The sequence below is a fragment of the Paenibacillus sp. P4_A7 genome, assembly GCF_056402455.1.
This window is the reverse complement of the sequence record NZ_JBFUHJ010000164.1, coordinates 1-10,964: the sequence shown is the minus strand read 5'-3', so window position 1 is coordinate 10,964 and position 10,964 is coordinate 1. Positions and strand designations below refer to the sequence as shown.

Genomic DNA, 10,964 nt, shown 5'->3' with positions numbered 1-10,964 from the left:
TCATTGCCCCTTTCATGTGCATGCCGATGAGACCCGAGGTAGATACCACATCATACCCGTGTCTGTGTTTTAATTCACTATTCTTCGCTTCAATTTTATAGCGTTCTTTCGCCTTTTCTTGGAAATATTCACTTTCTTGAAAAGCCTTCTGCTCGCTATGTTCTATTGATTTGATGCTTACTGAATACTTTATTAATTTTCGCTCCTTCTTTATAACATCCTTCTTTAAAAGGACATTGCTTACATTTATCGGTATCAAAGTAATACATGTCTACTTGGTTATCGCCTACATTTTTCTTCCTTGTCGAGCTCTGTGAATTGCCATATGCCCAGCTTTACAAACGTACATTCCTGCATCTTTATTAAACTCAAATTCATCTTCTTTTTTACGTGCTCCTTGTGTAATCAAGGGGTTTAATTTAGACACTAACTCTAATTCATTTTCTTTGGCGTACTTAATATTCTCTTTCTCAGAGTAAGCTTAGTCTCCAATAACCGTATTGATTTCCATGCCTGTTTCGCGACTTTTTTGAATTAAGGTTTGGAGTTGTTTCCCATCATTTTTTCACCTGTAGTAATGACCGCAGCTGTAATAATACGTTCTTCATTCATTGCAGTATGTGTTTTATAGCCAAAAAAATGAGGAGTCCGCTGTTTTATGACCCACACGTGCATCTGGATCATTGAAGAGTTGAAGGTGATCCTGGTGATCCTCTACGATTTCTTTCAAGTAGTTCAGTTTCTCATTTACCTTTGGATATTCACGGATTGCTTCCTCTTTTTCCACGGCATCTATAACTTTCTGGCAATAGTCCAGTTCATCTTCTAATTCACTCGTCGTTGTTTTTGGCGGGAATTTATCCTTCATTTTTCATCAATCTGGTAAACTGCTTTTCGTAGCAACTTAGACTTTTCCATTAATATTTCTTTTAGTGATTGTTGATTAAATCGGGCATTCGTATGTGTAGCATCCACAATAATTGCGCTGCTTTTTATGATTTCTTTTTCCAATGCGATTTCCACGGTCATTTGAATGAGCATATCGAGTAGGTTGACATCTTTCAAGGAAGTTTGCGAAACTTTGTTAGTGAACTGGGGTCGATGACCTCATCTTCTGGCGCCATATCTAAGTAGTATTTGAGAGACATGTCATATTTGGAACGCTCTACGACATCCACATATGACAGATCGAAGATCGATTTCAGTAATAAATATTTGAACATACGAATCGGAGGCACTGCATGACGACCATTGTCGGAGCAATATTTATTCTGTAATTCTTCATGAACAAACGAAAAATCTACGAGATCATTAATTTAACGCAGCATCTTTAGGCACGACTATATCGTAAATGGCCATAAAGGACTGAGATTAAGGGTTTGCTGGTTAGAGATCATCCGCGACACCACCTGAAATTGATAGTTTAATTATACAAGAAAACAGGATACGCTTCCTCATCCTGTTTTTAGATTTTGGACTTTTTCAGTAGCCTCCTGAATTGCAATGTCCTTTTTTAATTTACATATAGGACGGTGGGGGCGCCTAACTCGCATCAAGGGATTGGTTGGGAGCAATTTACGGATCGGATTATATCTACATTAAATGAGCGCAACGGGCCTGTCGTATTTATGCTTTGGGGAAAGCGTGCTTAAGCGAAAGCAGCTAACATTGATGCGGATAAGCATCATATCATTGCCTCGCCGCATCCGAGCCCGTTTGCAGTGAGAAGTGGCTTCTTTGGCAGCAAACCTTTCTCTCGTGCGAATACATATCTTGAGAGCGTTGGGAGATCGGTTATAGATTGGAGCATCCCTCAGTTAGAAGTGTCCCGATAGGAATAAAAAAGGCTTCTCCTCTATCTGATTAAGTCATCAGACAAGTGGAGAAGCCTTTGTGCTCTATTCAGCGATGATGCCGGTGCTGGATCCTGTGTTGCTTGAATCGATTGATCCTGGGAGCACTGGTTTGTAATTAGCATCTACGTAGGTAGAAACTTGAACGTCCGTAATGACTTGAGGATACATTTTATCTGGATCAGGCAGTGTCGTTTCAACATAGATAATGGCTTGATCCCCCTCGAAACCTATAGAAGTGATACGAATCCTATAACCAGGATGACCCACTTGTGTACTGATAGTAACTTTGTTCACATCAGCATTTACTGGTGACACAGATAGTTTTAAATCAAGAGTTGGTTGTTCAGGTTTGTCAGGAATAGGAGTGGTCTCCTTTACAAATTTAATGGCGTCATAAAGCCATCCAGCTGTTTCACTGCGTGTAATGGCTTGCTTCGGATAAAACTTGTTCGAACTGTCTAGCTGGACAATTTTGCTGATGAGCAGCTTTTGAATGCTGTCCATATACTCTTTTTTAACATCCTTCTCGTCTTCGAGAAGCATGAAGATTTCAATATAGGCATAGTCGCCTTTCTTGATTATGGCTTGAAATAAGTGGTGAGCGAACTGCTCGCGAGTCATCGTATCGTCCGCTTTTACTGTTTTTGGAATATCAAGTCCGTTTAAGTTCGCAATAATGAAGGCTTCCGAATACCAAGCATCATCCTTTATGTTAGTGAAATAGTCACTTGCTTCTGGTTTTTTTTTGAAGCGAATATGGTCAATGTTGATATCCAATCCGCGTACGATCAAGGAAATGCCAGCCGCATAGGTAAGTTTTCCTTGTGGATCGAATGTATCATTTATCGTATTGCCGCTAATTATCCCTAACTTTTTTAGTTCAGCAATTTTTTGAGCATTTGGATCATTGTTAACATCTTTAAATGCCCACGCTGTTTGACCAAGTGTCAAAAACATCATGGCAACTAAAGTCATTATAAATATCGGTCTCTTCTTCATACAATCACCTCTTCTATAATTTACTGCATCACTTATTAAACGCAACTCGTTGTTAAATTGTTGCTTAACTTTTAGAAAAATTACCATTAACTTCAATATTGAATCCTGATATATTATTAATTTTCGCTAATACGATCTGATGGCTCAGCTGGGAGAGCGCCATGCCTATTTTCACAAGTGGGTAAAGTGGTCACCGATACACTTATGATTTAAAATATACAAAAAAAAAAGAGGCAACTGCTAAATGCGAGGCCACTGAAAAAGTAGTGTTTTTGGAAAACTCATGAATTTAAGGGGGTCAAATATGACTCCTGATACGCAGAACGAGCCTTAGAAGCGATTCTAGAGGCTCGTTTTTATTATATTTTTTTGCAGTCCAAAATCTAAAAACAGGATACGCTTCCTTAATTTTTTTGAGGAAGCGTATCCCGTTATAGATTTCGGACTTTTTCAGTGGCCTCATTTTTCGCTATCTTTTTTGTAGTTATTGCTTAACAATCCAATTATCTAACCTAGCTACTTCGAGGGGATTATAATTATTTTTATCTTTTAGCCAGGCAAGAGCTTGCATAACTAACGGAGAACTATTTTCAGGACATAAATGGATGATATCTATAAACTCCGCTCCAATGGAATCATTGTTTTGCATATCGATGAAGGATGCCAGATCTCCACTTAAATACTCAACTTCGTAGTATATGGCAATATGATGAATATGGGTTGTACCACGTTTTTCTAGCTTATAGGGGATTACATAGTCGAGAACACCTAGATGCCTATGCCACATTTCTTCCATATTACCCCTCCAGGGTGATAGCTATATTTTAATCATATGTAATGTCAATTCCAAACAAATGAAATAGATGAAATCTTGGCGATCGCTATCAGTATCGAAAAAGGTGTATCTCCGTATCTGATGTCCGTTAACATTTCTTAGATCCATACGAACAAATTAATTAGTTTTCTCTACATTTTGAGCCTTAGTGCTAGATATGAAGTTTCAGCTGATATTGGGAGTTCGAACATACATCTGAAAGTTGTTGAAGATAGTCATTAAACTTAAAACTTGAGAGGGGAGAAGTTACTGTGAAAACTGAAAAACTGAGAGATGTCGAAGTTACTGAAGTGGATCACTAATTAGTGAGGTAAATCTCATTAAATTGATGGTATAACGACTACATCAATGTGATTGTGAAGTAAACCTCACTCCCCATGAGTTTTTGTTCATGGGGAATGAGGTTTACTTCATTGTTTGTTTAATTCCTACTTACTCAACCAGTGAAACAGTGAGGATAGACTCACTATTATAGTGGATTACCTCAAAATGCTATAATGCGAGCGTGTTGAAGAGAAAGCAAGCGAGGTATGCGAATGCGAGTGTGTTGAAGAGGAAGTAAGTGAGGTATGTGAATGCGAGTATGGTGATGCGGCGGGGGAGCCAATTCCAATGTTTAGACATCGGGTACCCGACATCTTCGAATTTTAGTATAATGAAGGAACAATTGATGATAAGAAGCTTATATTGGAGGCTGACAAATGGGATTATTTTCTTTTCTAAGAGGTCAATTTATTGAGGTCATTGAATGGCTGGACGATACGGGCTCAATGGTATATCGTTTTCCGGTTTATGATAATGCCATTAAGATGGGCGCCAAACTGATTGTACGTGAATCGCAAGTGGCTATATTCGTAAATGAGGGTAAAATCGCCGACATATATGGGCCTGGAACCTTTACATTAAGCACGCAAAATATGCCTCTTTTGACTGCGCTGAAAGCATGGCCGCATGCGTTCAACTCACCTTTCAAGGCGGATGTTTACTTTGTTAGTATGACAAATTTTACAAATTTAAGATGGGGTACGACTAACCCTTTCATTTTGCGCGATGCTGAATTTGGAGTTGTTCGCCTCAAGGGCTTCGGAACCTATTCGATACGAGTAGGACAGCCTGATCTGTTCCTCAAAGAACTATTTGGAACACGCAGCGAATTTAAATCTGATCAAATAGCTGATCAATTAAAATCCATCATTGTTACTGGCATAAGCGACCTCATCGGTGAATCAAAAATTCCCGTGATGGATCTCGCTTCCTCCTACGAGGAATTAAGCGCCAGTGCTAGAGAACGTCTGCAGCCTCATTTACATGCGATGGGCCTTTCCTTGACGTCGCTGATGGTTGAGAACCTATCGGTTCCGCCTGAGGTTGAGCAGATGATTGACCGTAAGTCATCCATGAACATTGCAGGTAATTTGGATCAATATATGAAATATCAAACTGCAGAAGCTATCCGCGAAGCGGCCAATAATCAAGGCTCAGGTGAGGCTGGCACGGGTGTAGGTCTTGGTGCTGGCATGGCGATGGGACAGATGATGAGCCAAATGATGAATAAGCCTGCCGAGTCACAAACGGAAAGCGGAGACCGTGCGAATGATAAGGGTTCGAATTCAAATGCTGGAAAACGTTTTTGCTCAGAATGCGGCGTGCCTCTAGCGGAAAATGCGAAGTTCTGCTCAAGCTGCGGCACTAAGGTATAGGGGATGACGATGGAGTCATCAGCGCAAAAGACACCTATTACATTCCCTTGCTCGGGCTGTGGCGGTCAAATGTTTTTTTATTCCGAGGGACAGAACCTGAAATGCCAATATTGTGGCAAAGAGGAATCAATCGAAGATTCCAAGCAGCGTCCGATCGAGTATGCTCTTAATTTGTCCGACACCGATTCAGATGCCGATCTTGGAGCTATGACTGATTGGGGCTTTCGCAAGCAGACGATCCATTGCGAGAACTGTGGAGGGGAGAGTGTTATCCCTGAGCTGGAAACATCTACTTTATGTGCTTTTTGCGGATCGCCAAAGGTGCTTAGACAAGAAGATACTGCGAGCATTCGACCGGAAACGATTATTCCCTTTCTTATATCTATGGATCAGGCTGCTAATTCCTTTAAGCTGTGGAGAAAGAAGCGTTGGTTCGTTCCGAATGCATTCAAAAAAGGGAATATCGTGTCTCGTCTAACTGGCATTTACATTCCTTATTGGACATTTGATTCGCAGACGGCTTCCGTCTATACGGCGCAAAGAGGAGATTACCACTATAGAACGGAAACCAAAACTCGTGTCGTAAATGGAAAAACGGAAACCTATACCACACAGGTGAGGTATACAGTATGGCGTAACGTAGGCGGTGGGCATGATAGATTTTTTGATGATATTCTTATTCCAGCTTCCGCCAGGTATGATGGAGATATACTCGAGAAGCTCGGCAATTTCAATCTGAAGCAGCTAAAAGAGTATAAACCGGAATACTTGAGCGGTTATACGGCGGAGAGATATTCGGTCTCGCGCAAAGACGGATGGCGTCTAGCAGGACAGGAAATTGACGCAGCGGTTCGCAGCGACATCATTCATAAGATTGGCGGGGACGAAGTGCGGGCGCTTCATATTCGAACCCAGTATGACAACAACACCTATAAGCATATTTTACTTCCTTTATGGAACGCCAACTATTCGTATCGCAACAAGCCTTATCGCTATATGGTAAACGGTCAGACAGGACTTGTATCGGGGACTGTTCCTCGCAGCCCTTGGAAAATTTCATTTTTTGTGCTGTTCTGTTTGAGTGCCGCTGCAGTTATCGTGTTTCTTGTCATGCAAAATAACTGATTCTGTCCTCATTCTTTTTGCCCAGAATGAGTTCGAAAGAATTTTGATAAGTTAGGCGAGTCATACGTTATATAGACGCTTTCGTGAATAAACGCAAAATAGCATGGATCCGTCCGACAACGAACGGATCCATGCTTATTTTCAACGACTTATGAATTTGAATGGGCTTCTATCTTTATGAATTAATAGCTAATTAGAACTGGATAACAACCATCTGATGACTTAGCAGTTTTGGCAGCGTATACGAGACGACTCCATCCTTATAGTCGAATGGCAGCTGTTCAAGTTGTGGTGCTAAATACACACTGCTAACTTCCTTATTTGTACGTACTTCATTGCTAATTTCATAGAGCGGGATGATGTCTTCAATAATCTCAACGGACTCACCGCGACGTACCGGTGAAGCATACAGCAAATGATGTACGAGACGGTTTTCACTATCCTGACTTTGAATGGTTGTTACTCCTTGGGCTGGAAGTGTAGTAACAAGTGTTTTACGATCCGCAAGCAGCTTGTTCAGCGCATATTGTACGATTTCGCGCAGCATTAGACTACCTTTTTGTGCATAGTCTTCGAACACGTTCCAGCCAATATAAATACCTTCTGGACCTTCGGTCATTGCGGCTTCTCTGCTCTGCTTGTCTCCAGGTGTATGACAATGGGAGCTGAAACGAAATACGTCTCGATTAAAATAAGGGTTTTCACGTAAGCCTAACGTTTCGCCGCCGCTTACTTCAATCTTTTGGCCTTGACCATACATGATAAATGCCGCTTTGCCCAAATATCCGAAATCTGCTGCTGGAACGAAATAGTCTGGCTGGAACGGATTGGAGCTGAGCCACTTTGCTCCACAATCTATGGCAAAGCCAGTTCCATCCGTGTGGAGACCTGATTCGCCGGTAGCAAGCACTTTGCCGCCCTGACGAACATATTCACCCAGTTTAATTGCAATAGTGGGAGTAATACTAACTTTGTCAGGTAATATCACTACAGAATAGGTAGACCAGTCAGAAACCACATCTACGACATCGAAGAGGTAGTTGCCTTCAAGAAGCATACGTGCCGCACCTTTATCTGCCAATGAACCTTGGCCATGTCCACCAGGCAGACTGTCGTCTGCTGCATTTCTTGCGGCTTCAACGCTAAACAGGGCAATATCAGCTCTATTGATAGTGTCCGTACACCAAGCTTCTTTCTGCTCCACTTCGCCATAGGCTTCACCAATTAATCGGTAAGTTGCTTCGTCCATCATACCATCCGGGTGCAATTGATCGCCGATTGAGCAGCGAGCACCATTTGCCAGACTAAGTGCCGCCTCGTAACGAAGTGCGTTAGGGTGCTTATAGCCGCCGAATTCACCCCATGAGAGATGGAATTTGCCTGTCATCCCGAGAAAAGGCAAGCCTAGCTGCTGTACATATCTCGCTGACAATGGGAAGTGATCGTATCCCCAGCCGCCTGTTGGGAGAGATTCAAGCTCAAGATGCTGAGGATTTCTGAAAGCTAGATCTCTTCTTCCTTGAACGATGTGACCTCCGTTATGAAATATGGTTATATCCGGCTTATAACGTTGGACAGCTGCGTTGGTTCGATCTGTATAACGCGCATACGTCTGTTCCCACAGCGTATACATCTCCGATTTATCCATTGGGTTAATCCCTTGTTCCTGGGCCGACCTAATACAGTTCTGACAATAGCATTCAGACACACCCACGATATCAAAGAAGATGCCGTCAGCGTCGTACTGTTGAACGACTTCCTCTGTTTGGGCAACAAGCAAGTCCAAATACGGTGAATTGAAGCAAAACTGATGATAGCCAGCTGTCATGAAATCAGGTGCCCAAGTAGTTGATTCATTTGCTCTTCTTATGAGCCATTCTGGATGGATGCGGGCAAGCTTCTCATCAAGACCTGCGGATATATAAACCGGTGTCTTAACGCCAATTTCATGAGCGGACTCAATTTGCGCCCCAAGCAGGTCGAATGATAAATGAGGATGCTGGGTGTTTGCAATGGTAGGATGATACGCCCAGCCGTGATGACACTTGGCGAAGACGGTAATGGAATCGATATGCCCAAGCTTAAGCATGTTCTGAAATTGAACTTTGTCGAAGTTAGCACCAATGGCTGCAATTTGCTCAGAGGTATGAAAGTCTAGATGGATTTGACGGAATCTCATTATGGAAAACCTCCTGATTAATGGGGAATTTAATTCAAGTCTAAACGGTTTTCCGGTCGGATCACAGTCACATGGACGACCTATAATAGCATAAAAACGATTTTTAAAAAAGAAGTAACATAATTTATACTGTGAATGTTAAACTCTGAAAAGAAGGGGRGAGAAAAGATGAAGTGCTTACAATTAAACGTTTCTCCGCTGCCGCAGCTCATCACAATCGGACATTCGGTGTGGACGCCTTCCATGCAGCATTTTCAACGCGTATTTGGACTTTATGATGTGCTTTTTGTACGAAGAGGATGTCTGTATATGATGGAGGATGGAAGGGAGTACGAAGTTGGAGCCGGCCATATTCTTGTTCTTGAGCCGGGCAAGTCACATGAAGGGTATCGTCCATGTGAGGAGGATACGGAAATAATATGGCTCCATCTCAAGCATGATTCCGACCAGATCAGTGTTTCATCAGATGATATTCCATGGTCGATGGTGCTCCGCAAAGGAACGGATCACGATACCGTTACCTCCGATCAGCAAGTCTATGTCCCGAAGTATGGATGTTTCCAGTTGGAAGAAATATGGAGCATTCTAGAAGTGATGTTGATGCTGCATAAGCGTCTAACGGTCGGATCTGCTCTACAGCTTCAAGCTGAATTTGTACGATTGCTTGTTCAGCTGCAAGGTTTGGTCAGAGGCTCGTTCATTGAAAATTCCACCGGAAGGCTTGCTGCTTCTGTAGCTGCGTATTTACGCAAGCATGCGGATGAGCCTCTGCAACCTCTTAAACTGGAGGAGACGTTTCATTTTAACCGTGACTATATTACAAGATGCCTGAAGCGCTATACAGGAATGAATCCTCTTGAATATTTACGCCATATTCGGATGGAAAAAGCTTGCAGGCTGCTAGAGCATTCACCAGATCTCTCCATAAAGCAAGTCGGGTCTGCTGTCGGCATTGATGAATTAAATTACTTTATCCGTCTTTTCCGAAAGGAGAAAGGAGTGACACCCGCAGCCTACCGTCGCCAGCGACAGGGTTATACGTAAAGGGTTTATTACTGGCCCCCGTTAACCAACTTTACTTCTTTATTGAAAATTACCTTGGTATTCCCTCCGTATGGATTAACAAGGGATGCTTGGATAACAGCTGTTCCACTTGCTGTGGCATTCGAGATTTCTATGGTACCATATTTTTTCACTATGACATGATCGTCGCCAGATACTTTCGACCAGTTCAAAGCTAAAGAAGGAATCTCGACGCCGAAAAGTTTGATTGTGTATTTATGCTTCTTGCCATTGKCCGTTATTTTTACCTCTGCTGTTGCTTCAGAACGGGCATATGCGACGATAAACGCGTTAATGGCGGGTTCGTCATACATTAGCTTTTGTTGAATGTTTTGTGCCGTTGCCATTAGGTCTTTAGTTGTAATGTTTAGTTGGTTTAATAATAAGCTGAATTTATACTCATCTGTTTTAACAAGCATTTGATTCAAAGCATCGATCAATATAAGTTTTGTCTTCTGTTTGTTCCCGAGCAGTTGGATCAACTCTCTTGGAGATTTTTTTGAGAGAATATCTGTTACCGTGCCCTCGATGCCTTTGTGGCTCTCGCCGTCCCCGAATAGAAACAATAAAAGATCATCGGTCGAAATGTTCTCCACACCGCCCGCTGCTCCAAATTCCTTCAGCATCGTCAGTAATAGTGGATTCGTTCGCAGCTCTTCCAGTCCAGAGGTTTGTGGATCGTATTGGAATGAACCGATGGCTTTGAAAATATGAAAGAGACTGCTCTTAAGCTGAGCTTGATCAGAGGTTGCAGGCAGCTTCGCACTAATTTTGTCCCATACTGGATCAAGCAGTGTATGATCGGTTAAATCATCCAACGCCATAATTTCTTCACGCAGCTTACTTACATTCTGTTTATCCTCCGAATCGCTAGACCTAAATGCAGCATACAGCTTGTTAAGCCGTTCCAAATACTGACTAGACGTCCTAATCGTTGTAGATGGACCATCAGATGTCCAATTACCGTTGGGGAGCTGCGCTTCTATTTTAAACGTATATAAGGTATCCGTTTGTAGATTCGTTACTTCATAAGTGTGGGTGGTATTGCTCACTGTATCTATTGCTTCTCCATTACTATATATCCGGTAACCTAAGCTACCTTCTGCTAATGGCCAGGATAGCGTAAGAGAGTTTCGTTTGATATTCTCTGCCTCTAAGAGACTTCCTTCTGGCCATATGGGTTTCTGGATTGTGAAGCTGCTTGAGTA

Annotated in this window: 7 protein-coding genes and 2 pseudogenes; 4 read left to right on the top strand and 5 right to left on the bottom strand. The window is 42.2% G+C overall.

The genetic code is table 11. From position 1 onward, the window contains the following. Window positions 1–1,397, bottom strand: a pseudogene (locus tag AC1DWN_RS18695) (IS1182 family transposase); the annotation flags it as partial. A 138-nt stretch (window positions 1,398–1,535) separates the two neighbouring features. Between AC1DWN_RS18695 and AC1DWN_RS18690 the strand changes: the two are divergent. Further along, a pseudogene (locus AC1DWN_RS18690) lies at window positions 1,536–1,835 on the top strand (uracil-DNA glycosylase); the annotation flags it as partial. A gap of 63 nt (window positions 1,836–1,898) precedes the next feature. Here AC1DWN_RS18690 and AC1DWN_RS18685 read toward each other — a convergent pair. Together AC1DWN_RS18685 and AC1DWN_RS18680 are read right to left on the bottom strand one after the other, a co-directional pair. Next, a complete protein-coding gene (locus AC1DWN_RS18685; protein ID WP_477560415.1) occupies window positions 1,899–2,855 on the bottom strand; it encodes an S-layer homology domain-containing protein in 957 nt (318 codons plus the stop codon). Between the two features lie 484 nt (window positions 2,856–3,339). After that, window positions 3,340–3,651: an NUDIX hydrolase gene (locus AC1DWN_RS18680; protein ID WP_477560414.1), complete on the bottom strand. Its 312-nt coding sequence runs from the start codon at window positions 3,649–3,651 to the stop codon at window positions 3,340–3,342. 740 nt (window positions 3,652–4,391) lie between these two features. Here AC1DWN_RS18680 and AC1DWN_RS18675 point away from each other — a divergent pair. Both AC1DWN_RS18675 and AC1DWN_RS18670 read left to right on the top strand, forming a co-directional pair. Continuing rightward, window positions 4,392–5,390 (top strand): SPFH domain-containing protein, encoded by a 999-nt coding sequence (locus AC1DWN_RS18675; protein ID WP_477560413.1) that lies wholly within the window; start codon window positions 4,392–4,394, stop codon window positions 5,388–5,390. A gap of 9 nt (window positions 5,391–5,399) precedes the next feature. Continuing rightward, complete coding sequence (locus tag AC1DWN_RS18670) at window positions 5,400–6,515, top strand: hypothetical protein (RefSeq protein WP_477560412.1); 1,116 nt, start codon at window positions 5,400–5,402, stop codon at window positions 6,513–6,515. Window positions 6,516–6,708: 193 nt separating this feature from the next. On the opposite strand, the gene AC1DWN_RS18665 is transcribed toward AC1DWN_RS18670, so the two are convergent. Continuing rightward, window positions 6,709–8,694 (bottom strand): beta-galactosidase trimerization domain-containing protein, encoded by a 1,986-nt coding sequence (locus AC1DWN_RS18665; RefSeq protein WP_477560411.1) that lies wholly within the window; start codon window positions 8,692–8,694, stop codon window positions 6,709–6,711. Window positions 8,695–8,862: 168 nt separating this feature from the next. Here AC1DWN_RS18665 and AC1DWN_RS18660 point away from each other — a divergent pair, with 168 nt between their 5' ends. Continuing rightward, the gene (locus tag AC1DWN_RS18660) at window positions 8,863–9,738 is read left to right on the top strand and encodes an AraC family transcriptional regulator (RefSeq protein WP_477560410.1); all 876 of its coding nucleotides are present in this window, start codon (window positions 8,863–8,865) and stop codon (window positions 9,736–9,738) included. An 8-nt stretch (window positions 9,739–9,746) separates the two neighbouring features. On the opposite strand, the gene AC1DWN_RS18655 is transcribed toward AC1DWN_RS18660, so the two are convergent. Next, on the bottom strand, window positions 9,747–10,964 hold a 1,218-nt coding region (locus tag AC1DWN_RS18655), incomplete at its 5' end, for a fibronectin type III domain-containing protein (RefSeq protein WP_477560409.1).

What these genes read in the sequence shown, in the direction of transcription:
- AC1DWN_RS18685 (WP_477560415.1), bottom strand. Translation starts at nt 2,855, where the DNA reads ATGAAGAAGAGACCGATATTTATAATGACTTTAGTTGCCATGATGTTT.
- AC1DWN_RS18680 (WP_477560414.1), bottom strand. Translation starts at nt 3,651, where the DNA reads ATGGAAGAAATGTGGCATAGGCATCTAGGTGTTCTCGACTATGTAATC.
- AC1DWN_RS18675 (WP_477560413.1), top strand. Translation starts at nt 4,392, where the DNA reads ATGGGATTATTTTCTTTTCTAAGAGGTCAATTTATTGAGGTCATTGAA.
- AC1DWN_RS18670 (WP_477560412.1), top strand. Translation starts at nt 5,400, where the DNA reads ATGGAGTCATCAGCGCAAAAGACACCTATTACATTCCCTTGCTCGGGC.
- AC1DWN_RS18665 (WP_477560411.1), bottom strand. Translation starts at nt 8,694, where the DNA reads ATGAGATTCCGTCAAATCCATCTAGACTTTCATACCTCTGAGCAAATT.
- AC1DWN_RS18660 (WP_477560410.1), top strand. Translation starts at nt 8,863, where the DNA reads ATGAAGTGCTTACAATTAAACGTTTCTCCGCTGCCGCAGCTCATCACA.